Origin of the sequence: Nocardioides litoris (assembly GCF_006346315.1) — a bacterium.
Classification (GTDB): domain Bacteria; phylum Actinomycetota; class Actinomycetes; order Propionibacteriales; family Nocardioidaceae; genus Nocardioides; species Nocardioides litoris.
Map to the genome: position 1 here is coordinate 547,873 of NZ_VDMR01000002.1, position 21,819 is coordinate 569,691.

Consider the following 21,819-nt stretch of genomic DNA (forward strand, 5'->3'; position numbering starts at 1 on the left):
AGTCTAGGAACGGGCGACGAGGTCGCGGGCGGCGGCCAGCAGGACCGCGGCCCGGGCGTCGAAGGAGTGCTCGGCCACGACCCGCTCGGCGAGCGCCCGGCGCTCCTCGGGGCCCGGCCAGGCGGCGTACGGCGGCACGGCGAGGCGGGCGACGTCGGCGGCGTCGCGCCAGGTCGGGACGTCGGCGCCGACGGCCTCCTCCAGGCCGGGCACCGGGTCGGTGAGGAGGCGGCCACCGACGGCGAGCACGTCGAGGACCCGGTTGGAGACGAACCCGGCCTCCCGCATGGCCGGGTGGTGGTCGTTGAGCACGACGCCGGCCGAGGCGTAGCGGGCGCCGAGCTCGTGGTTGGCGATGCCCTCGGCTGCGGCCTGGACGCCGTGCTCGGCCCAGCCGCTGCCGATGACCTCGAGCGGCACGCCGGCCTCGAGCGCTGCGGTGACGACCGGTCGGGGGCCGCCGCGGGCGTGGCCCACGAACAGCGCCGGCCCGGTCGTCGACGCCGTGCCCAGCCCGGGGTGGAACGTCGTGGCGTCGGTGCACTGCAGCAGCGGCTCGACCCCGTGCGCGGCGGCCCAGGTCGTGCTCGCTGCGAACACCCGGTCGTGTGCCGCCAGCTCGGCCGCCGAGACCTCGTCGGGGTGGCTGATGACCCACAGCAGGCTCGCCGGGCCGGGCGGGGGCTCGACCCGCTCCAGCCCGCGCAGGACCAGGACGACGTCGGTGGCGTCACGGGTCGCCCGCCCGCGGGTCTCGGGGTGGTCGACCTCGACGACCTGGCCGAGCCGCTCGAGCGCCCGGGCCAGGGACCGGGCGAAGTGCCAGTCGCCCCAGCGGCGGCCGAGCGGCGCGGCCGGCGCGGCGATGTCGATGGCCCAGCGCAGCGCCCCGGGCGGCGGGTCCGCGACCGGGGTCGGCGGCAGGCCGGGCACGGCGGCCGGCGGGCCCGGCAGCCAGGCCTGCGTCGTGAGCACCGGTGGCCGCTCGTCGCCGACCCGGCGCAGGACGACCCCGGCGAACGGCGCCGGCAGCGCGACCCCGTCGAGCGCGTCGAGCGAGGACACGGGGTGCCCGGCCAGGGCGGGCGCGGTGAGCAGGGTGTCGTCGTCGACCAGCACGGGCTGCGCCGGTCGTCCGTGGTGGTCGTGGGCGGCGTGCAGGGCCTCGAGCCAGCGCCAGGCCGGGGGCCGGACGCCGGCCTCGACGACCACCTCGGCCTCACCTCGCGGTGGCGCGACCGGGCCGACGTGCACGCCGGGCAGGTCGGCCGCGACCGCGGCCAGGACCCGCGCGGCGGCGCCGTCGAGGTCGGTCAGGTCGATCGCGACCGGTCGGTGCTCGCGGGCGAGGTGCCGCACCCAGCGCACGAGCTCGGCCACCTCGCGGGTGCGCAGCCGGACCACCAGGTCCGCGTGCTCGCGCGGCACCGGGGCGGGCAGCAGCTCGGCCGGGTCGTGCCCGGCGGCCAGCCAGTCCTCCAGCGGACCCAGCTCGGCGCGCGGGTAGCGCGGGTGCGGGCTCCGGGCCGGCCGCGGCGTCGTCGCCAGGTAGTGCGACAGCGGGTCGGGGGCGTGCCGCCGCCACCCGGCCCGCGGGTAGAGCCAGACCGGCTCGAACAGCGGGTGCGGCGACGCGTCGGTCGCCCCGGCGCGGCGGTCGGCCCAGCCCGCCACCCAGTGCCGGGCCGCCTCCTCCCTCGAGCCGAACGCGCGACCCACCTGGGCGGCGTACCACTGCTCGTCGAGGAGCGGGCTCGCCCGTACGAGCGCCACGGCGTCGTCGGGGCTGGGCACGGCTCTACGGTAGGGGCCATGCCCGCCGCGGACCCCGTCGACCGAGCCGTCGCCGCGGCCCTCGACGGCGCCCGGGAGCCGGTGCTGGTGCTGGCCGACCGGCCCGTCGCCGTCCCCGGCGACGCCACCGTGGTGGGGCGCGGGGCCGACAAGCCTCAGGGCCAGTTCCGCACCGTGCTGCTCGTCGCGGCGGACGTGGCCGACCTGCGCGCGACCGTCGCCAGCCTCGCCCCCGACCAGGTCGGCTGGGCCCGCGTCGTGGTGGTCGTGCTCGCCGAGGCCGACCGGGCCGTCACGCTCCGCCCGGACCCGGCCGGACCCGCGGTCGCCGCCCTCGAGGCCGTCGTGGGCTGGACCCGCGTCGAGCTCGAGCGACGCCACGCCGCCCTGCCCGTGCTGCGGGCGCTGGCCCGCGCCGCGGTGCCTGGACCGGCCGGGGTGCTCGCCGGCCACGGCGGACCCCGCGTCGGTCGCCCGGGCGAGGGGTTCGCCGAGGCCGACCGCACCGTGCCGCCCGACCTGGTGGTCGACCCGCCCGAGCCGCCCGTCGTGGCCACCGCGACCGGCCGCCGCCCGGTCGCCGTCGGCGCCGCCGACCTCGGCGAGGCCGCCTGGGCGCTCGACCCCCTCGACGAGGCCGTCCTCCGCCCGGACGGGTCGATGCGCCCCGTCAGCCGCGGTGTCGTCGACCTGCCGCCCGGCGCCGCCCCGTCACCGGCGCTGGCCACCGCCCTGCGCGACGCCCTCGGCGCGCGCACCGCGCCCGGACCCGGCCGCGACCGCCTGGTGCCGGGCCTGGCCCTCGCCGGTGTGCCCGTGCTCGACGCCGACCCGCCCGACTGGCTGCCGGTGGACGACCTCGCGCCCGGGGGGCTCCCCGACGCCGACGCCGGCCCCGAGGACCGGCTGCGTCGCGAGGAGCTGGCCGTGCGGCAGCGGCGGGCCGCGTGGGCGCACCGCTCCTCGGTCGCCGCCCGCGCCCCGCTCGCCGCCACCGCGCGGGTGCGCGCCCGCCTGCACCCCTCGGTCAGCGTCGTGCTCCTGCTCGACCGGCCCGACCACCTCACCCACGCCCTGGCCCAGGCGACCCGGCAGCGGCGCGCGCCCACCGCCGGGGCGCCCGACCTGGCGCTCGAGGTGCTGCTGGCCGTCCACGGTCTCTCCTCCGATCCCGACCTCGCGGAGGAGGTCGCCGACGTCATCGAGGCCGCCTCCGAGCTGTCCGGCCTCCCGGTCCGCACCCTGCCGCCGCCCACCGACAGTCCCGGCCCGGACGACGCGTCCTCCACAGGCCTGCGCCACGTGGCCGGCGACCTGGTGCTCCTGCTGCGCGGTGAGGACTGGTGGGGCCCCCACACCCTGGTCGACCTGCTGCTCGCCCGCGCGCAGTCCGGCGCCGACCTCGTCGCCGTGCCCGACGAGGTCGTCCACGTGCCCGGCACCCCCGGCGGTCCCGGCGGCACCGTTCGCCGCGACGTCCCCACCGAGTGCGCCGGCCTCCCCGAGGACGGTCGCCTGCCGGCCGCCCTCCTCGTCGACCGGCTCGCGCTGCTGCGCCTCGGCGGCGCAATCACGGACCTGCCGGCCCGCGCCGCCCGGGCCGGGTGGACGGCGTACACCGCGCACGGGCTCGGCCACGTCGCCCGCGCCGAGCACGAGCCGCCCGGCCCCCACCGGGCGCGCTGGGACGGGTTCCGCCCGCCGTCCCTGCTCGCGCCCCCGGGAGCGGCCCGGTGACCGAGCCGGTGACCGAGCCGCTGACGGAGCAGCCGCGCGTGCGCCGCAACGAGTGGCGCGCCCTGGCCCCGCCCGCCCTCGGCGCCTGGACCCCGACCCTGCCGCTGACCGTCGTCGTCCCGGCGTACGACGCCGACCGGCTCCTCCCGGTCGTGCTGGCCGGCCTGGCCGCGCAGACCTACCCCGCCCACCTGCTCGAGGTCGTCGTGGTCGACGACGGACCCGGCCCCGACCCGCTGGTGCTGCCCGAGGTGCGTCCGGAGCACACCCGCGTGGTCCGTCCGGCCGGCGGCTGGGGCCGCGCCAACGCCTGCCACACCGGCGCGCTGGCGGCCGAGGGCACGGTGCTGCACTGGTACGACGCCGACATGCTCGCCGAGCGCCACCAGGTCGAGGCGCAGGCCCGCTGGCACCACCTGCTCGACCACGCGGTGGTGCTGGGCGACAAGTGGTTCGTCGACCCCGGCCCGGCGCTCGCCCTGACCCCGGAGGAGGTCCGCGACGCCGTGGCCGCCGACCGCCTCGGCGCGGTCTTTGCCGGAGCCCACCACGAGCCGCACAGGTGGGTCGAGGAGGTCCACGGCCGCACCGACCGCCTCCACCTCGCGGGCTGGAACGCGCTGCGCACCCACACCGGCGCCACCGCCTCGGTCCGCCGCGACCTCTACCTGGCCTCCGGCGGCATGGACACCGGCCTCCGCCTCGGCGAGGACATCGCCCTCGGTGCCCGGCTCGCCCACGTCGGCGCGGTGTTCGTGCCCGACGCCGAGGCCCGCAGCCGCCACCTCGGCGCCACCCACGTCATGGGCCGCCGCGACCGGGTCAACGCCCACAACGACCCGTTCCTCGCCGACCGCGCCCCGACGCTGCGGGCCAAGCGCCACCCCGGCCGCACCTACGCCACGCCCTACCTCGAGGTCGTCCTCGACACCCGCGGCCACGACCCCGCCCTCGTGGTGGCCTGCGTCGACAGCGCGCTCGCCGGCCACCTGCACGACGTCGCCGTCACCCTCCTCGGCGACTGGTCGACCCTGCACCCCGACCGCACCGACGTGCTCGCCGACGACGGCTGGACGGCCCGGGTCGTGCACGCGACGTACGCCGCCGAGCCGCGCGTCACGCTGGCCGGCCCGCACGACCACGACCCGGCCGCCCCCAGCCGCGCGGCCTTCCGGATGACCCTCCCCGGACCGACCTTCGCGCCGCGCCGGCCCGCGCTGCAGCGACTGCTGCTCCACCTCGAGCACACCCACGACGGCCTGCGGCTGGTCGACCTGCCCGACGGCACCGTCGTCCGGGTCGAGCGCACCGCCGCGGTGGCCCGCGCGCGGCGTACCCAGCGACCCGGCGAGGACCTCGACACGGTCCTCGCCGAGGTCGCGGGCGTCGAGCGGCTGCCCCACCGCCAGGCCGGGTTCGGGCCGTCGGAGAAGGTGCGCCCCCGCCACGTCCCGCGCACCGGCGGTCCGCCGGTGGGCTCGGAGGACGCGTGGGCGCGCATCGACGCCGCGCTGCAGGCCCGCGGTGGGTGACCGGGCCCAGCCACTACCGTGACCTCCGTGCCTGAGGACCCCCTGGACCCCGCGATCCCGCGCTCCGTCGTGCTCGTCGTCGGGTCCGGCCGCAGCGGCACGAGCACGATGGCCGGCGCGCTGCGCACCCTCGGCATGCACGTCCCGCAGCCCGAGGTGCCGGCCGACGACACCAACCCCAAGGGCTTCGGCGAGCCGCAGTGGGTCGTCGACTTCCACGCCGAGCTGCTGCAGCGCTGCGGCGTGCAGGTCTCCGACGGGCGGCCGGCGGCGTGGTTCGAGGCGGGCAAGACGGCCGGGTTCGAGCCGTCGCGCGAGCGCCTGCACCTGTGGCTGGAGGAGCAGCTGGTCACCGGGGGCCACGAGCTCGTGGTCAAGGACCCGCGGCTGGCCTGGTTCGCCGGCCTGTGGCGCTCGGCGGCGCTGCGCTGCGAGGCGCAGGTGTCGTTCGTGACCATGCTCCGGCCGCCGGCCGAGGTCGTCGGCAGCAAGCAGCGCTACTACGCCGGCCAGGGCGGCCTCAACCGCACCGCCGGCGACACCACCCGCACCGCGGCGTGGGTCAACATGATGCTGCACACCGAGCGCGCCACCCGGGGCGACCGCCGCGTCTTCGTCCGGTACGCCGACCTCCTCGACGACTGGACCGTCCCGCTCTTCGACATCGGCCGGCGCTTCGGCCTGGTCTCGCTGCAGGAGGCCAACGCCAACCACGTGCGCGCCGTGCACGCCTTCATCGACCCCGGCCTGCGCCGCGTGCAGGCCACCTGGGACGACGTCGACGTCCCCGACCGGCTGCGCGACCTCGCCCAGGCCACCTGGGACCAGCTCGACCTCCTCGTCGACCCCGACCACGACGGCCCCGAGGTGCACGCGCGCCTCGACGCGCTGCGGGCCGACTACACCGCGATGTACGCCGAGGCCGAGGCCCTCTCCGCCTCGACCGCCCTCGCGGCCCACCGCCGGGGCCTGGCCACCCTGCCCGCGCCGGTCAACGCGGTGGTCCGGCGCGGCGCCGACCGGGTGCCCCACAAGCTGCGCGCCGCGGTGCCGCCCGCCGCGCGGGCCAGGCTCCGCAAGGCCCTGGGGCGCGAGCGCTGATGGCCCGCGGCGCCGACGTGCCCGACGTCGAGGGCGAGCACGACTACGACGTGCGCTGGCCGTGGAACCACGACGAGCCGCTCCGGCCCGGCCTGACCTGCGTCTTCCGGGTCAAGGACGAGGCCCGCAACCTGCCGTGGGTGCTACCGCCCATGCTGGCCGCGGTCGACCACGTCGTGCTCGTCGACAACGGCTCGACCGACGGCACGCCCGAGCTGGCGGCTCGGCTGGCCGAGGAGTCCGGCCTGGCCGACCGCTACACCGGCACCGCCTACCCGTGGCGCGTCAGCCGCGCCGGGTCCGAGCACCTGGCCACCCGGCCCGACTCCGTGCACTCCCTGACCCACTTCTACAACTGGTCCTTCTCCCACGTCCGCACGACGTACTCGATGAAGTGGGACGGCGACATGGCGCTGACCCCCGACGGCGTCGGCGTGCTGCGCGACCTGGCCTGGCAGCTCGAGGGGTCGGACGCCGTCGTGGCCGTGCCCCGGCACCCGCTGGTCGTGGTCGACGAGCAGACGGCGTGGATCGACCTGGGGTCGCGGTTCCTCGAGCCGTGGATCTACCCGATGGGGCCGGCGTACACCTTCGTCAAGGCGTTCGAGTGGGAGGTCCGCGAGTTCCCCGAGGGCACCGAGCGGGTCGTCGCGCCGGAGGGCCTGTGCGTGGAGATCAAGTGGCTCGACGCCGACGAGCTGGCACACTGGTCGCCGATCGACGACTTCCCCCCGTCGCGGGTGCAGCGCAAGCGCCGCGAGCAGGAGGTCGACCGGGCCATCCGGGCCGGCCGCGCCGGTGACGTCGAGGGCCTCCACCTCGTCGAGGCCCCGCCCGGCGTCCACGTCGTCGACCACGTGCTCACGACCTGGCTGCGCCAGCGCGAACGACCCATCGTGCGCCGCGCCGCCCGCTTCGATGTCTGAGCTGCCCGGGCTGCCCGGGCTGCCCCCGCCCGTGCGCCGGTTCCTCGACCAGGGCGCCGGGCTGCTGCTGGCGCCCGACTCACCGCCGGGCGAGCACGAGCGGGTCGCGGTGGTCGGCGAGCCGCGGCGGTCGTCCTGGCCGGGGGGCGTGCGCGCGGCCGTGGTGGGGCTGCACGGCACGGTCCGGGCGGTCACCCTCGTGCCGCGCCCGGAGTGGCCGGCCCTGGTCGGCGTCCGCTCCCGCCGCGCGGGGGGCGGCTGGTGGGCCGTGCTGCGGTTCGCCGCGCCCGTCGACGTGGCCGAGGTCGTGGCCGAGGTCGCGCGGCAGGAGGTCTGGGGCGACCGGTGGACGGTGTCGCCCGCTCCGGCCGGCGCCGTCGACGAACGCGTGCTCAACCCGACCGGCTTCGTCCCCACCGCCGCCGGTCCGGTCGTGGACGTCGCCGACCTGCCCGAGGTGACCGCCGCCGTCGTCGCCGGCCTGCGCGACGCTGCCGCGGTGCGGGTGGCCCGCTGGGACGACGCCGCGACCCGCGCCGTGCCCGCGCTCGCGCTGGCCGGCGTACCCGTTGTGGCGGAGGCGGCGGAGGTGGCGGAGGCGGCCCCGGACGAGCTCGGAGCGCCGCTCCGCGACGCGATCGCCGCTCCGCTGGACGTCGGCGACGCCGTCGCGCGCGAGGAGCACAGCGTGCTGCTGCGCCGGGCGGCCTTCGACCACCACTCCGCGTGGGCGGCGCGGGGCACCCGCCACCCGGCGGTGAGCGTGCTGCTGGCGACCCGGCGCCCGGAGATGCTCGACTTCGCGCTGCGCCAGGTGGCCCGCCAGCGCGGCGTCGACCGGCTCGAGCTGGTGCTGGCGCCGCACGGGTTCGAGGTCGACGAGGCGCGGGTGCGCGACGCCCTGCCCGCGTCCACGGCCCTGCAGGTGGTGGCCAGGCCCCGCACGACGCTGTTCGGCGACGTGCTGCAGGCGGCGGCGGAGGCCGCGGGCGGCGAGGTGCTGCTCAAGATGGACGACGACGACTGGTACGCCCCCGACGTCGTCACCGACCTGCTGCGCGCCCGGGCGTGGTCGGGCGCCGAGCTCGTCGGCATGCCCGCCGAGCTGCACTACCTCGCCGAGCGCGACCTGACCGCCAAGCGCGGCCACGCGGTCGAGACGTACGCGACCTTCGTGGCCGGCGGCACCATGCTCGTCGATCGGGTCGCGCTGCGCGAGGTGGGCGGCTTCCGCGCCGTACGACGGTGGGTCGACGCCCAGCTGCTCGACGCGCTGCGGCAGGCCGGCGCGGCGACCTACCGCACCCACGGGCTGGGCTACGTGCTGCGTCGCAACCCCACCGGCCACACCTGGGAGGCCGACCTCGACCACCTCCTGGACCCGTCGCGCACGGTGGCGACGTGGGAGGGGTTCCGGCCGAGCCGGCTGCTCGAGGCCGACCCGCGCGACGCGCCTACGGCCGGCTGACCGCGCCCGCCAGCCGGCGCACGACCTCGGTCAACCGCTCGGGCGAGGTGGCGATGTTGAGCCGCACGTGGCCGGGGAGCCCCGGGTGGTAGTCGTGGCCCGGCGCGACCCGCACCCGACCCCGCTCGAGCGCGACGGCGGCGGGGTCGTCGTGACCGTAGGCGCGCAGGTCGAGCCAGGCCAGGTACGTCGCCTCCAGCGGACGCATCCGCGCCGCGGGCAGGTGCTCGGCCAGCAGGTCGAGCAGCAGGTCGCGCTGGGCGGTGAGGCGGGCGCGCAGCGCGTCGAGCCAGGCGTCGCCCTCGTCGTACGCCGCCACGGACGCCTCGACGCCGAGCACCGACCACGAGTCGTTGCGGGCCATGGGCGCCTCGACGAGCCGCCGGTGCAGGTCGGGCGAGGCGGTGACGAGCTGGGCGCACTTGAGCCCGGCGATGTTGAACGCCTTGGACGCCGCGACCACCGCGACCGCGTGGTCGGCGGTGCCGTCGACCGCCAGGTAGGGCACGTGCTCGCGCCCGTCGAGGGTGAGCGGTGCGTGGATCTCGTCGCTGACCACGAACGCCCCGTGCCGGCGGCAGACGTCGCGGACGCCCTCGAGCTCTGCGCGGGTGAAGACCCGGCCCCACGGGTTGTGGGGCTGGGTGAGCAGCAGCACCCGCGCGCCGTCGCGGAAGTGGGCGCCGAGCCGGTCGAGGTCGAGCTCGGCCCGCTCGGCGTCGGGGTCGACGACGAGGTCGTGGCGCCGGCGCCCGGCGATGGCGGCGATCTCGAGCTGCGGGCTGTAGCCCGGCACCGGGAAGACGACGCCACCCGGCGGGGCCAGCACCTCGAGTGCGATGCGGACGCCGGCGGTGACGTCGACCGTGGGCACCACCTGCTCCGGGTCGACCTCGTGGTCGAACTGGCGGGCGGCGAACCCGGCGTACGCCCGGCCCAGCTCGCCGCCGCGTCCCAGGCGCGGGTAGCCGGTCATCCCGGCCGCGACCGCCCGTTGGAGGCGCTCGGTGATCGGGGGCGCGGGCGCGTAGTCCATCTCGGCGACCCACGCGGGCAGCACGTCGGCGTCGACCTCGCCCCACTTGCAGACCAGGGCCGCGCGGGCCTCCGCGTCGGAGAGGTCGCGGATCACGAGAGACCTGCCCGCAGGGCCTGGCCCGCAGCCGCGAGCCCGGCCGGGTCACCGGGCGTCGGCACCCACGGCAGGCTCAGCCCGTCGCGGCCGGCGTCGGCGTACCGGGGGACGACGTGCAGGTGGAAGTGGAAGACCGTCTGCCAGGCCACCGCCCCGCAGGCGTTGACCAGGTTGACGCCGTCGGCGCCGAGCCCGCCCTCGGCGGCGGGCGTGGTCGCGGACCGCGCGACGCGCTGGGCGGTGAGCGCGCACGCGGCCAGGTCGGCCGGCTCGATGTCGAGCAGGTCGCGGGCGTGGGCGCGGGGCACGACGAGCGCGTGGCCCTCGGTGGCCGGGTTGATGTCGATGAACGTCACCGTGCGCTCGTCCTCGTCGACCTTGGTCGAGGGCACGGTGCCGGCCACGATCCCGCAGAACAGGCAGTCGTCCATGGCCCGACCCTAGGGGCGGCGGTGCCAGTGGTCTGGGTGGCGGTGGTCTGGGTGGGGGTGGTCTGGTCGGGGTCGTCTGGGTGGGGAGAACTCACGCTGGGAGGGCGATGCATAGCCCGTCCAGCGCGAGTTCTGCCCGCCCAGCTGGCGGAACACCCGGTCGACCGGGTGTTCCGCACACCCCCCGGGGCATACCCGCGGCCGCTCACAGCGCGGCGGCCACCCGGGTGCCCTGCTCGATGGCCCGCTCGGCGTCGAGCTCGGCGGCCAGGTCGGCGCCGCCGACGACGTGCCGGCCGGGGCGGGCGAGGTCGCGCACCGACTCCTGGCCCGCGCACAGCACCACGGTGTCGCAGGCGACGACGCGCGGCTCGCCGTCGACCAGCAGGTGCAGGCCGTCGTCGTCGATGCGCACGTACGTCGCCCCGCTGACCTGCTCGACCGCGTTCTGCCTCAGCACGGCCCGGTGGGCCCAGCCGGAGGTCTTGCCGAGGCCGGCGCCGACGGGCGTGGTCTTGCGCTGCACCAGCACGACCTGCCGGGCGGGCTCGCGCGGCTTGGGCTCGGTGAGGCCGCCCGGGTGCACGGCCGGGTCGCCTACGCCCCAGTGGGCCTGCCATTCCTCGAGCGACTCGGGCACGTGGGTCAGCCAGGCCGACACGTCGACCCCGATGCCGCCCGCGCCGACGACCGCCACCCGCGACCCCGGCACGACCCGGCCGGCCAGCACGTCGGCGTACGAGCAGACCGACGGGTGGTCGACGCCCGCGATCTCGGGCACGCGCGGCTCGACGCCGGTGGCCACCACGACCTCGTCGTACGCCGCCAGGTCGGCCTCGGTGGCCCGGGTGGCCAGGCGGACCTCGACGCCGAGGACCTCGAGGCGCCGGCCGTAGTAGCGCAGGGTGTCGGCGAAGTCCTCCTTGCCGGGCACGGCCATGGCCAGCCGGAACTGGCCGCCGATCTCCGGCGCCTGCTCGAACAGCGTGACCGCGAGACCGCGCTCGGCGGCCGAGACCGCGGTGGCGAGGCCGGCGGGGCCGGCGCCGACGACGGCGACCGTGGCCTGCCGCCGGGTGGGGGAGAGGACGAGCTCGGTCTCGCGGCAGGCGCGCGGGTTGACCAGGCAGCTGGCCTTGCGGTTCTTGAACACGTGGTCGAGGCAGCCCTGGTTGCAGGCGATGCAGGTGTTGATCTCGTCGGCGCGGCCGGCGGCGGCCTTGGCCACGAAGTCGGGGTCGGCCAGCAGCGGGCGGGCCATCGAGACCAGGTCGGCCTCGCCGGCGGCCAGGACGTCCTCGGCCAGCTCGGGGGTGTTGATGCGGTTGGACGCGCACACCGGCACGCCGACCTCGGCCTTGAGCCGCGCCGTCGCGTCGCGCCACGCGCCGCGCGGCACCTGGGTGATGATCGTCGGCACCCGCGCCTCGTGCCAGCCGATGCCGGTGTTGAGCACGGTGACGCCGGCGTCCTCGAGCAGGTGGGCGAGCGTCGTGACCTCGTCCCAGGTCTGGCCGCCCTCGACGAGGTCGAGCAGCGAGATCCGGTAGACGATCGGGAACCCGCCGCCCACCAGCTCGCGCGCCCGGCGCACCACCTCGACCGGCAGCCGCATCCGCTTCTCCGCCGTGCCGCCCCACGCGTCGGTGCGGTCGTTGGTGCGGGCGGCGAGGAACTGGTTGAGCAGGTACCCCTCCGAGCCCATCACCTCGACCGCGTCGTAACCCGCCTTGCGCGCCAGGGCGACGCTCCGGGCGAAGGCGGTGGCCGTCGCGTCGACGGCCTTCGTGCTCAGCGCGCTCGGGCGGAACGGCGAGATCGGGCTCTTGCGGCGGCTCGCGGAGACCGAGAACGGGTGGTAGCCGTAGCGCCCCGCGTGCAGCACCTGCAGCGCGATCGCCCCGCCCTCCTCGTGCACCGCGCCGGTGACGTGGCGGTGCCGCACGGCCTGCAACCGCGTCGTCATCTCGCTCGCGAACGGCTTGAGCCAGCCCCGCCGGGTCGGTGCGTAGCCACCGGTGACGATGAGGCCCGCGCCGCCGCGGGCGCGCTCGGCGTAGTAGGCCGCGAGCTCGTCGAGGTGGCGGGCGGAGTCCTCGAGGCCGGTGTGCATCGACCCCATGACCACGCGGTTGCGCAGGGTGAGGTCGCCGATCGTGGTCGGGGACAGCAGGTGGGGGTACGCCGGGTGCGGCTGGTCGGTCATGCGTGGGCCTCCAGGTACTCGGTCAGCCACGTCACCCAGGTCTCCTCCATGAGGATCCCGCCGCGCAGCACGAGGTAGTGGTCGAGGTCCTGCCCGGACAGGGCGGACGGGTCGGGGTAGTCGCGGTCCTGCAGCTGCCGGTAGTGCCCGAGCCGGGTGGCGTGGTCGGCCCGGGTGGCCCGCACGCCGTCGAGCACCGCCGCCCGGTCGCCGTACGACGCCCCGCGGAGCTTGAGCGCGAGCTCGCTGCGCAGGCCGGCCGGGGCGGTGGGCTGCGCCAGCCAGTCGGCCAGCGCGTCGGAGCCGAGCGGGCTGACGGCGTACACCTTCTTGGGCGGGCGGCCGGCCTGGGCGGCCTCCTCGGCGGCCACCCAGCCGTCGCGCTCCATGCGGCCGAGGGTCCGGTAGACCTGCTGGTGGGTCGCGCTCCAGAAGAACCCGATCGACCGCTCGAACCGCCGGGTCAGCTCCAGCCCCGACGCCGGTTGCTCGCGCAACGAGATCAGCAGCGCGTGCTCCAGGGCCATGTCCCCGACCCTCCCAGGCATGTGCAACTCGTTGCAAGAGGGTGGGACGTGGGCTGGGTCTCGGGGTAGTACGTCACCCGGTCGACCTGGATCGCCCCCGTGGACGTTGATGGGGTGACGCACTATCCCCGGCGGCCCCTGGCGGCGGACCGTGACAGCACCACTGGCACAGTCGTGGCAGGATCGCCGCCATGAGCGAGCAGCAGGGTGGGGAGCAGGGCGAGCAGACGGTGCAGCTGGGGCAGGGGACGGGGCCGCTGAAGGGGGTCCGCGTCGTGGAGATCGCGGGCATCGGCCCGGGCCCGCACGCCTGCATGATCCTGGCCGACCTCGGCGCCGACGTGGTCCGCGTGGAGAGGCCGGGCGGGCAGGCCCTGGCCGGCGGCACGGCGATGCTGCTCAACCGTGGCCGCCCGAGCGTCGCGCTCGACCTGAAGAACCCCGAGGCCCGCGACGTCGTGCTCGAGCTGGTGCGCACCGCCGACGTGCTCGTCGAGGGCATGCGCCCCGGCGTCACCGAGCGCCTCGGGCTCGGCCCCGACGAGTGCCACGCGGTCAACCCGCGCCTGGTCTACGGCCGGATGACCGGCTGGGGGCAGGACGGCCCGCTGGCCCAGTCGGCCGGCCACGACATGAACTACATCTCCATCGTCGGCGCCCTCTTCGGCCTCGGCCAGGACAAGGGTCGCCCGCACTTCCCGGCCAACCTCGTGGGCGACTTCGGCGGCGGGTCGACGTACCTCGTCATCGGCATCCTGGCCGCGCTCCTCGAGGCCAAGGTGTCCGGCCAGGGCCAGGTCGTCGACGCCGCCATCGTCGACGGCACCGCCCACCTCAACGCGATGACCAACGCCTTCGCCAACTCCGGCGGCTACACCGAGGAGCGGGCGGCCAACCTGCTCGACGGCGGCGTCCCCTTCTACGACGTCTACGAGACCTCCGACGGCAAGCACGTGAGCGTCGGTGCGCTCGAGCCGCAGTTCTTCGACGCGCTCGTCACCACGCTCGGCGTCGAGGACACCTGCCCCGGCCAGGCCGACCTCGACCGGTACGACGAGATGCGGGCCGTCCTCACCGAGACGTTCAAGGGGCGCACCCAGGCCGAGTGGGTCGAGACCTTCGAGGGCACCGACGCCTGCGTCGCCGGGATCATCCCGATCAGCGAGGCCGTGCAGCACCCCCACCTCGTCGCGCGCGGCACGTTCGTCGAGCACCACGGGATGGTCCAGCCCGTCCCCGCGCCCCGGTTCTCCCGCACCGGGGCCACCCTGACCACCCCGCCCCCCGCCGCGGGCGAGCACACCCGCGTCGCCCTCACCGCCTGGGGCATCTCCGACGTCGACGGCCTCCTCGACCGCGGGGTCGCCGTCCAGGCCTGATCCCGCCAGCGGGGGTAGTCCCTGACGAGATGGTCGCCGATCGGCCAAATCCACGACCACTTCGTCAGGGACTACCGCGCCCGAGCTCACGCGGCCTGCCTCACAGCCTATTGAACATCTGTCAACAACGGCCTAGCGTTTGCTTCATGCCTGAGCAGAGCACCCCTGAGCACGTCGACGTCCTCATCGTCGGCGCCGGCCTGAGTGGCATCGGCGCCGCCTGTCAGCTGAAGGCCGGCCACCCCGGCCGGACGGTCGCGATCCTGGAGGCCCGCGAGGCCAGCGGCGGCACGTGGGACCTGTTCCGCTACCCCGGCATCCGGTCCGACTCCGACATGTTCACCTTCGGCTACAAGTGGCGGCCCTGGCCCAGCGACACCGCGCTGGCCGACGGCAGCCTGATCCTCGACTACCTCCGCACGGTGGCCGAGGAGCACGGCGTCGACAAGCTCGTGCGCTACCGCTACAAGGTCACCGCCGCCGCCTGGGACTCCCAGCAGGCCCGCTGGACCGTCACCATCGACCACGACGGTGCCGAGATCACCATGACGGCCGACTTCCTGTGGGGCTGCACCGGCTACTACGACTACGAGACCGGCCACCAGCCCGTGTTCCCGGGCCGCGAGGCCTTCGAGCAGGCCGGCGGCCAGGTCGTGCACCCGCAGTTCTGGCCCGAGGACCTCGACTACGCCGGCAAGGACGTCGTCGTCATCGGCTCCGGCGCGACCGCGGTGACCCTCGTGCCGTCGATGGCCCCCACGGCGGCCAAGGTCACGATGCTGCAGCGCACGCCGACGTACATCCTCCCGCAGCCGGCGAAGGACCCGCTCGCCGTCGCGCTGCGCCGCCTGCCGACCAAGCTGCGCTACCCGATCGTGCGCAGCGCCAACATCGCCAAGCTGGTCGCCAACTACCAGGTCGCCCAGCGGGTGCCGGCGGTGTCGAAGAAGTTCGTGCGCCGCTTCACCGAGCGCCAGCTGCCCGAGCACCTCGACTACGACACGCACTTCCAGCCGCCGTACAACGTGTGGGACCAGCGGCTGTGCGTCGTGCCCAACTCCGACCTGTTCCGGGCCCTGCGCTCCGGCAAGGCCGACGTCGTCACCGACACCATCGAGACCTTCACCGAGACCGGCATCCGGCTCGCCTCGGGCCGTGAGCTCGCGGCCGACGTCATCGTCAGCGCGACCGGCCTGAAGCTCAAGCTGTTCGGCGGCATCCAGGTCTCCGTCGACGGCGAGCCGTTCGTGCCGAGCGAGACCATGACCTACAAGGGCCTGATGGTCAGCGGCATCCCCAACTTCGCCTTCACCATCGGCTACACCAACGCCTCGTGGACCCTCAAGGCCGACCTCGTCGGCGAGTACGTCGTGCGGCTGCTCGACCACATGGACAAGACCGGCGTGCGCCAGGTCGTGCCGGTGCGCGACCCGGAGGTCGAGGAGCGCCCGTTCATGGACCTCGCCTCGGGCTACATCCAGCGCGCCCTCGACGGCCTGCCCCGCCAGGGCGACCGGGCGCCGTGGGCGCTGAAGCAGAACTACTACGTCGACGTCCGCACCATTCGCCGGGGCGAGCTCGAGGACGGTGTGCTGCAGTTCACCTGATCGGTGCCGGCCACCGCCTCCCGAGGGGTGGTCTCGCGCCTGGCCGCGCGTGGTTCCGTCGAGGACGTGCCGACGCAACCGGCGTCGCGTGATCGAGGAGGACCACCATGGGGCTGGACGACAAGATCAGCAACAAGACCGAGGACCTGAAGGGCCAGGGCAAGGAAGGCCTGGGCAAGGCCACCGGCGACGAGGAGCTCGAGGCCGAGGGCAAGGGTGACCAGGCGAAGTCCTCGGTCAAGCAGGGCGTCGAGAAGCTCAAGGACGCCGCCAAGGACATCAAGGACGGCGTCACCAAGTAGTCCGTCCCGGCTCGCCCCTCGCGGCGCCCGTCCGCGGGCCGCGCGAGGGGTGGGTCGTCTCCACGAGGTCCACGAGGAGGACACGCAGTGGTGAGGCAGTGGGTCCAGCGGTCGCTGTGGGACGTCGTGCCCCGCGACCACCGGATGAGCGCGCAGGAGCTGCGCCGACGCCAGCTGGTCACGGCCGGCTTCGTCGTGCTCGGCGCGATCGTGCTCGGCATCCTCCTCCGGCTCGAGCAGGGCAGCACCGCGTTCGTGGTGATGTCCTTCGTGCTCGCCGGGGTCTGGGCCGTCGGCGCCTTCGCCTCCGGCCGCATCCACCTGGGTCGCATCACGGTCCGGGACATGGAGGTCCGGCCCGTCCTCCAGCCCATCCTCATCGGCGCGGTCCTGGCCGCCGTCTTCGTGGCCGGCGCGCTCGTCGTCCGTGAGATCCCGTGGCTGGCCGACCAGATCCGCAACGTGCTCGGGTTCGCCACCGAGGGCTACCTGCCGGTGCTGGTCGTGGTCACCGCCGTCAACGGCATCGCCGAGGAGCTCTTCTTCCGCGGTGCGGCCTACGCCGCCATCACGCAGTACCCCGTCGCCTGGACCACCGTCGCCTACACCATCGCGACCGCCGCGACCGGCAACATCATGCTGGCCTTCGCCGCGATCATCCTCGGCGTCATCGTCGGTCTCGAGCGCCGCGCGTCGGGCGGCATCCTGGCGCCGATCCTCACCCACATCACGTGGTCGCTGACCATGCTGCTGACGCTGCCGGCCATCTTCGGCGTCTGATCCTCGACCAGCCGCCCACGGGGCGCGGGCCTCCGACGAGGTCGATCCCGGCGCGCCGGCCAGGCCTCCTAGGCGGGCTGCTGCTCGGCCGACTCGGCGAGCGCGCGGCGCACGGCCTCGCGGTAGGGGATGGTCTCGCCAGGCACCAGGTCGAGGATGGTGTGGTCGCGCACCACGACCTCGGTCGACATGGAGTCGATGAGGTTCTTGGCCGTGGTCACCTCGACGTCGGTGACGAACGAGATCCAGTGCGACGACAGGCCGGGGGAGAGCAGGGGGACGGTCACGATCGGCACCTTGCGGCCGAGCATCTCCTGCGCGGCCTGCTGCATCATGTCGAGGTAGGTGAGCTGCTCGGGGCCGCCGATCTCCAGCGTCTTCCCGATCGCGCCCTCGTGGCCGATGACGCCGTCGAGGTAGCGGATGACGTCGTCGACGGCCACCGGCTGGGTGCGGGTGCTGACCCACTTGGGGACCACCATCGCGGGCAGGTTCTTGACCAGCTGGCGGGTGATCTCCCACGAGATGCCGCCGGCGCCGACGACGATCGCGGCGCGGAGCACGGTGACGGGGACGCCGCCCTCGGCCAGCTTGTGCTCGACCTCGCGACGCGATCGCAGGTGGGCCGACAGGTCCTCGCCGTCGTCGCCGAGCCCGCCGAGGTAGACGATCTGCTGCACCCCGGCCGCGGCCGCGACCGTGCCGAACGTCGTGGCCGCCTCGGCGTCCTTGCGCTCGAAGTCGCGGTCGTCGAGGGAGTGCACCAGGTAGACCGCGACGTCGCAGCCCTCCAGGGCGGCGGCCAGCGAGTCGGCGTCGTGCACGTCGCCGCGCACGGGCTCGCCCGGGCCGTCGTACGTGTCGGGCTTGCGGGTCATGGCCCGCACCTCCACGCCGCGCTCCACGAGCACCGGGCACAGGCGCTTGCCCACGAAGCCGGTCGCACCGGTCACCAGGACGCGCATGCCCCCAGGTTAGGTACGCCGGCGGCCCGGCCCCTCACCCCGAGAGGCCCCGAGCCTCGACGGCGTGGGGCTGCGGTGACCGACTCCACGCTGCGGGGATGCGGGGCGCCGGACACCGGAGCGGTAGGTTGGTCCCAACAGCCCGTCCAGTCTTGCCTCGGGCTCCCGCGCAGGCCCTTCGGTCCCGCGCTCCTCCTTCGTGAGGCCGCTCATCACTCCCGCCGACCGGCGGGACAGCTTGGCGAGACACACCAACGTGAGCGATGTTCTGTGACTTCCTTCTCCGACCTGTCCGTCCCCGCCGACCTCGTCGCCGTCCTGGCCGAGCGCGGCATCACCGTCCCCACCCCCATCCAGGCCGCGACGCTGCCCGACTCCATGGCCGGCCGTGACGTGCTCGGCCGTGGCCGCACCGGCTCCGGCAAGACCTACGCCTTCCTGCTGCCGCTGGTCGCGCGGCTGACCGCCTCGGGCCGCAAGCCCGCCCCGGGCAAGCCCCGGGCGCTGATCCTGGCCCCCACACGCGAGCTGGTCGGCCAGATCCAGGAGTCGCTGGCCCCGCTGGCCGCGGCCGCGGGCCTGCGCACCCAGACCGTCTTCGGCGGCGTCGGCCAGAACCCGCAGGTCCAGGGCCTGCGCCGCGGCGTCGACATCGTGCTGGCCTGCCCCGGCCGCCTCGAGGACCTCATCGGCCAGGGCCACTGCGACCTCGGCTCCGTCGAGGTCACCGTGCTCGACGAGGCCGACCACATGGCCGACCTGGGCTTCCTGCCCGCCGTGCGCCGGCTGCTCGACCGCACCCCGCGCGACGGGCAGCGGCTGCTGTTCTCGGCCACGCTCGACAACGCGATCGACGTGCTGGTCAAGCGGTTCCTGTCCCAGCCGAAGGTCCACGAGGCCGACTCGGCGCAGTCGCCCGTCTCGACCATGGACCACCACGTGCTGCACCTCGCCCGCGAGCACCGGGTGCCGGTGCTGGTCGACCTGGCCTCCGCGCCCGGCCGCACGGTCGTCTTCACCCGCACCAAGCACGGCGCCAAGGCCCTGGCCCGCCAGCTCAACAAGGCCGGTGTCCCGAGCGTCGACCTGCACGGCAACCTCAGCCAGAACGCCCGCACCCGCAACATGGAGGCGTTCCACTCCGGCCGCGCCACCACGCTCGTCGCCACCGACATCGCCGCCCGTGGCATCCACGTCGACGACGTGGCGCTGGTCGTCCACGCCGACCCGCCCACCGAGCACAAGGCCTACCTCCACCGCTCCGGTCGTACGGCGCGCGCCGGTGCCGCCGGCACGGTCGTCACCTTGATGACCGACGAGCAGGTCCGCGACGTGCGTCAGCTGACCCGCGCCGCGGGCATCAAGCCCACGCTGACCAAGCTGGCCGGCGCCTCCCACCCCGTGCTGGCCGAGCTCGCCCCCGGCGAGCGCGTGCTGGTGCCCGGCGGCCTCGAGATCGCCGCGTCCGGCCAGGAGCTGCAGGCGGCCTCCGCCGGCGGCGGCCGGGGCAACGGCCGCAACCGCTCGGGGGGCCGCAACCGCTCCGGCGGCGGCCGCGGCGGCGCGAAGCCCTCTGGCCCCAAGGCGTCCTCCGGCGGCCCGAAGGCGTCCGGTGGCGCGGCCCCGTCCGGCGGCGGCGGCGGCGGTCGTCGGCGCCGCGGTGGCAACGGTGGCAGCGGTGGCGGCTCCGGTCGCCCCGCCGGTGGCAACGGCGGCCGGTCGCACTCGGCCGCGTCGTTCTCCAGCCGCTGACCCCACCCAGCTCTCCCCGGTCGCCCGGGTCGCCGGACCTCACCCGTCCGGTGGCCCGGGCGGCTGCGTCTCAGCGGCGTGACGCGCTCCGCGCCGCGCGAGCGACGGCGTTCTCGTACGCCGTGACCAGGCCGCCGACCGAGAGCGGCTTGAGCCGCTCCATCACCTCCTGGAACCGCTCGGACTCCAGCGAGCCGTAGCGCGGCGCCAGCTTGTCGAAGACGACCTCGTGCAGCTCCTCGGCCATCTGCCGGCCGTGGTCGAGGTAGACCGCGCGCGCCGCCTCGGCGACCTCCCGCGGAAAGCCCAGGTCGAGCAGCTGGACGCCGATGCCGAGCTGGGTGCGTGCGACCAGGAACCGCTCCCCGCGCCGTCGTACGACGCCGAGCGCGACGAGCGTGGCCACGTCCTCCTCCGACAGCGACCGTCCGGCGCGCTGCTCGAGCTCCTCGCGCTCCATGTCGACCGGGAGGTCGGCCTGCCAGGGCGCGAGCATGGTGCGGGCCAGGGCGATGTCCTCGGGCTCGGCGTCCTCGGGCAGGGCGCTGACGTAGCGCTCGATCGCGGCGAGGGTGAACCCGTGGGCCTGCAGCTCCTGGACGAGCTCGAGCCGGGCGACGTGCTCGGGGGTGTAGTAGCCGGAGCGGCCGCGGCGCAGCGGCGGGGGGACGAGCCCGCGCGAGGTGTAGAAGCGGACGTTGCGCACCGACAGGCCGACGCGCGTGCAGAGCTCGTCGAGCGTCATCAGCTCGTGGCCCGGCTTGTCGCTGGCTCCCATGGCACGTGACCTCTCTCAACCGACGCCGTCGACCGGCATTCCTTGACGACAGTGACAGTATTGGTGTCACAATCGCTCGTAGCAAGCACTCCCGGGGGAGCGTCGTGCCGCCCCGGACCGAGACACACCAAGGACGGTCATGGCTGAAGCATTCGTGTACGACCACCTGCGCACCCCGCGCGGCAAGGGCAAGGCCGCGGGCTCCCTCCACGAGGTGAAGCCGGTCGACCTGGTCGTGGGGCTCCTCGACGAGGTCAAGAAGCGCAACCCCTCGCTCGACCCGGCCCGCGTCGACGACGTCGTCCTCGGTGTCGTGACCCCGGTCGGCGAGCAGGGCGGCGACATCGCCAAGACCGCCGCGCTGGCCGCGGGCTACCCCGAGACCGTCGCCGGCGTGCAGCTCAACCGCTTCTGCGCCTCCGGCCTCGAGGCCGTCAACCAGGCCGCCGGTCGCATCCGCGGCGGCATGGAGGACCTCATCCTCGCCGGCGGCGTCGAGTCGATGTCCAACGCCCCGATGGGCTCCGACGGCGGCGCCTGGGCCCAGGACCCCCGCACCGCGCTCACCACCGGCTTCGTGCCCCAGGGCATCGGCGCCGACCTCATCGCCACCCTCGAGGGGTGGAGCCGCGAGGACGTCGACGCCTTCGCCGCCGAGTCCAACCACCGCGCCGCCAAGGCGTGGGCCAACGGCTACTTCGCCGACTCCGTCATCCCGGTCAAGGACATCAACGGCCTCACCGTGCTCGACCACGACGAGCTGATCCGCCCCGACACGAGCGTCGAGGGCCTCGCGGGCCTGCGCCCGTCGTTCGCCCAGATCGGCCAGGACGCCGGCTTCGACGACGTGGCGCTGGAGAAGTACCACTGGGTCGAGAAGATCGACCACGTCCACCACGCCGGCAACTCCTCCGGCATCGTCGACGGCGCCGCGCTGATGGCGATCGGCACCGAGGAGATCGGCTCCGAGCTCGGCCTCACCCCCCGCGCCCGCATCGTCTCCATGGCCGTCTCGGGCGCCGACCCGACGATCATGCTCACCGGTCCCGCCCCGGCCGCCCGCAAGGCGCTGGCGAAGGCCGGCCTGGAGACGAAGGACATCGACCTCTTCGAGATCAACGAGGCCTTCGCCGCGGTCGCCATGCGCTTCATGCGCGACATGGGCATCACCGACGAGATCACCAACGTCAACGGCGGCGCCATCGCCATGGGCCACCCGCTGGGCGCCACCGGCGCGATGATCCTCGGCACCCTCATCGACGAGCTCGTCCGCCGCGACCAGAAGCGCGGCCTGGCCACGCTCTGCGTCGGCGGCGGCATGGGCATCGCCACCATCGTCGAGATCGTCTGAGGCCCACGCCGGTCGAGCCGGGCGAGCGTCAGCGAGCCCGTGTCGAGA

General features: G+C 75.2%; 18 protein-coding genes. 11 read left to right on the forward strand and 7 right to left on the reverse strand.

The window, feature by feature from the left end; all coding sequences use genetic code 11:
- Positions 1 to 3: 3 nt before the first annotated feature.
- Positions 4 to 1,794: a glycosyltransferase gene (locus tag FJQ57_RS22470; RefSeq protein ID WP_170219379.1), complete on the reverse strand. Its 1,791-nt coding sequence runs from the start codon at positions 1,792 to 1,794 to the stop codon at positions 4 to 6.
- A gap of 18 nt (positions 1,795 to 1,812) precedes the next feature.
- On the opposite strand from FJQ57_RS22470, the gene FJQ57_RS22940 reads away from it, so the two are divergent.
- From FJQ57_RS22940 to FJQ57_RS10720, 5 genes are read left to right on the forward strand one after another with little or no spacing between them, the layout of a single operon-like run.
- Positions 1,813 to 3,531, forward strand: a complete 1,719-nt coding sequence (locus FJQ57_RS22940) for a hypothetical protein (RefSeq protein ID WP_211348848.1) — start codon at positions 1,813 to 1,815, stop codon at positions 3,529 to 3,531.
- Entirely contained in the window at positions 3,528 to 5,063 is a 1,536-nt protein-coding gene (locus FJQ57_RS22945; protein ID WP_211348849.1) for a glycosyltransferase family 2 protein, read from the forward strand. Before FJQ57_RS22940 ends, FJQ57_RS22945 begins: the two co-directional genes overlap by 4 nt.
- A gap of 27 nt (positions 5,064 to 5,090) precedes the next feature.
- Positions 5,091 to 6,164, forward strand: coding sequence for a sulfotransferase family protein (locus tag FJQ57_RS10710; RefSeq protein ID WP_139980007.1), 1,074 nt, complete (start codon positions 5,091 to 5,093; stop codon positions 6,162 to 6,164).
- Complete coding sequence (locus tag FJQ57_RS10715) at positions 6,164 to 7,090, forward strand: glycosyltransferase family protein (protein WP_139980009.1); 927 nt, start codon at positions 6,164 to 6,166, stop codon at positions 7,088 to 7,090. The genes FJQ57_RS10710 and FJQ57_RS10715 overlap by 1 nt, the downstream gene beginning before the upstream one ends.
- On the forward strand, positions 7,083 to 8,558 hold the full coding sequence (locus FJQ57_RS10720) for a glycosyltransferase (RefSeq protein ID WP_139980011.1): 1,476 nt from the start codon (positions 7,083 to 7,085) through the stop codon (positions 8,556 to 8,558). Before FJQ57_RS10715 ends, FJQ57_RS10720 begins: the two co-directional genes overlap by 8 nt.
- Here the strand turns inward: FJQ57_RS10720 and FJQ57_RS10725 are convergent.
- From FJQ57_RS10725 to FJQ57_RS10740, 4 genes are all read right to left on the reverse strand, one after another.
- Complete coding sequence (locus FJQ57_RS10725) at positions 8,545 to 9,690, reverse strand: MalY/PatB family protein (RefSeq protein WP_139980012.1); 1,146 nt, start codon at positions 9,688 to 9,690, stop codon at positions 8,545 to 8,547. The genes FJQ57_RS10720 and FJQ57_RS10725 overlap by 14 nt on opposite strands.
- Positions 9,687 to 10,124 (reverse strand): HIT family protein, encoded by a 438-nt coding sequence (locus FJQ57_RS10730; protein WP_139980014.1) that lies wholly within the window; start codon positions 10,122 to 10,124, stop codon positions 9,687 to 9,689. Before FJQ57_RS10730 ends, FJQ57_RS10725 begins: the two co-directional genes overlap by 4 nt.
- Before the next feature lie 205 nt (positions 10,125 to 10,329).
- Entirely contained in the window at positions 10,330 to 12,330 is a 2,001-nt protein-coding gene (locus FJQ57_RS10735) for an FAD-dependent oxidoreductase (protein ID WP_139980017.1), read from the reverse strand.
- Positions 12,327 to 12,857, reverse strand: a complete 531-nt coding sequence (locus tag FJQ57_RS10740) for a PadR family transcriptional regulator (protein WP_139980019.1) — start codon at positions 12,855 to 12,857, stop codon at positions 12,327 to 12,329. The genes FJQ57_RS10735 and FJQ57_RS10740 overlap by 4 nt, the downstream gene beginning before the upstream one ends.
- A 191-nt stretch (positions 12,858 to 13,048) precedes the next feature.
- On the opposite strand from FJQ57_RS10740, the gene FJQ57_RS10745 reads away from it, so the two are divergent.
- From FJQ57_RS10745 to FJQ57_RS10760, 4 genes are all read left to right on the forward strand, one after another.
- Positions 13,049 to 14,236, forward strand: coding sequence for a CaiB/BaiF CoA transferase family protein (locus FJQ57_RS10745; RefSeq protein WP_139980020.1), 1,188 nt, complete (start codon positions 13,049 to 13,051; stop codon positions 14,234 to 14,236).
- A 146-nt stretch (positions 14,237 to 14,382) separates the two neighbouring features.
- Positions 14,383 to 15,843, forward strand: a complete 1,461-nt coding sequence (locus FJQ57_RS10750; protein ID WP_139980022.1) for a flavin-containing monooxygenase — start codon at positions 14,383 to 14,385, stop codon at positions 15,841 to 15,843.
- A gap of 107 nt (positions 15,844 to 15,950) precedes the next feature.
- Positions 15,951 to 16,145 (forward strand): CsbD family protein, encoded by a 195-nt coding sequence (locus FJQ57_RS10755; RefSeq protein WP_139980024.1) that lies wholly within the window; start codon positions 15,951 to 15,953, stop codon positions 16,143 to 16,145.
- A gap of 90 nt (positions 16,146 to 16,235) precedes the next feature.
- Positions 16,236 to 16,925, forward strand: coding sequence for a type II CAAX endopeptidase family protein (locus FJQ57_RS10760; RefSeq protein ID WP_170219380.1), 690 nt, complete (start codon positions 16,236 to 16,238; stop codon positions 16,923 to 16,925).
- A 68-nt stretch (positions 16,926 to 16,993) separates the two neighbouring features.
- Here FJQ57_RS10760 and FJQ57_RS10765 read toward each other — a convergent pair whose 3' ends face one another.
- On the reverse strand, positions 16,994 to 17,890 hold the full coding sequence (locus FJQ57_RS10765; protein WP_139980026.1) for an NAD(P)H-binding protein: 897 nt from the start codon (positions 17,888 to 17,890) through the stop codon (positions 16,994 to 16,996).
- Positions 17,891 to 18,160: 270 nt separating this feature from the next.
- Between FJQ57_RS10765 and FJQ57_RS10770 the strand changes: the two genes are divergently transcribed.
- Positions 18,161 to 19,642 (forward strand): DEAD/DEAH box helicase, encoded by a 1,482-nt coding sequence (locus FJQ57_RS10770; protein WP_139980028.1) that lies wholly within the window; start codon positions 18,161 to 18,163, stop codon positions 19,640 to 19,642.
- Between the two features lie 70 nt (positions 19,643 to 19,712).
- On the opposite strand, the gene FJQ57_RS10775 is transcribed toward FJQ57_RS10770, so the two are convergent.
- The gene (locus tag FJQ57_RS10775; RefSeq protein WP_139980030.1) at positions 19,713 to 20,420 is read right to left on the reverse strand and encodes a MerR family transcriptional regulator; all 708 of its coding nucleotides are present in this window, start codon (positions 20,418 to 20,420) and stop codon (positions 19,713 to 19,715) included.
- A gap of 139 nt (positions 20,421 to 20,559) precedes the next feature.
- Here FJQ57_RS10775 and FJQ57_RS10780 point away from each other — a divergent pair, with 139 nt between their 5' ends.
- Positions 20,560 to 21,771, forward strand: a complete 1,212-nt coding sequence (locus FJQ57_RS10780; protein WP_139980031.1) for an acetyl-CoA C-acetyltransferase — start codon at positions 20,560 to 20,562, stop codon at positions 21,769 to 21,771.
- Positions 21,772 to 21,819 lie beyond the last annotated feature (48 nt).

Bases quoted from the DNA above. Each gene is read 5' to 3' on its own strand.
- FJQ57_RS22940 (WP_211348848.1), top strand. From the start codon at position 1,813: ATGCCCGCCGCGGACCCCGTCGACCGAGCCGTCGCCGCGGCCCTCGAC.
- FJQ57_RS10715 (WP_139980009.1), top strand. From the start codon at position 6,164: ATGGCCCGCGGCGCCGACGTGCCCGACGTCGAGGGCGAGCACGACTAC.
- FJQ57_RS10720 (WP_139980011.1), top strand. From the start codon at position 7,083: ATGTCTGAGCTGCCCGGGCTGCCCGGGCTGCCCCCGCCCGTGCGCCGG.
- FJQ57_RS10730 (WP_139980014.1), bottom strand. From the start codon at position 10,124: ATGGACGACTGCCTGTTCTGCGGGATCGTGGCCGGCACCGTGCCCTCG.
- FJQ57_RS10735 (WP_139980017.1), bottom strand. From the start codon at position 12,330: ATGACCGACCAGCCGCACCCGGCGTACCCCCACCTGCTGTCCCCGACC.
- FJQ57_RS10740 (WP_139980019.1), bottom strand. From the start codon at position 12,857: ATGGCCCTGGAGCACGCGCTGCTGATCTCGTTGCGCGAGCAACCGGCG.
- FJQ57_RS10745 (WP_139980020.1), top strand. From the start codon at position 13,049: ATGAGCGAGCAGCAGGGTGGGGAGCAGGGCGAGCAGACGGTGCAGCTG.
- FJQ57_RS10750 (WP_139980022.1), top strand. From the start codon at position 14,383: ATGCCTGAGCAGAGCACCCCTGAGCACGTCGACGTCCTCATCGTCGGC.
- FJQ57_RS10755 (WP_139980024.1), top strand. From the start codon at position 15,951: ATGGGGCTGGACGACAAGATCAGCAACAAGACCGAGGACCTGAAGGGC.
- FJQ57_RS10765 (WP_139980026.1), bottom strand. From the start codon at position 17,890: ATGCGCGTCCTGGTGACCGGTGCGACCGGCTTCGTGGGCAAGCGCCTG.
- FJQ57_RS10775 (WP_139980030.1), bottom strand. From the start codon at position 20,420: ATGGGAGCCAGCGACAAGCCGGGCCACGAGCTGATGACGCTCGACGAG.
- FJQ57_RS10780 (WP_139980031.1), top strand. From the start codon at position 20,560: ATGGCTGAAGCATTCGTGTACGACCACCTGCGCACCCCGCGCGGCAAG.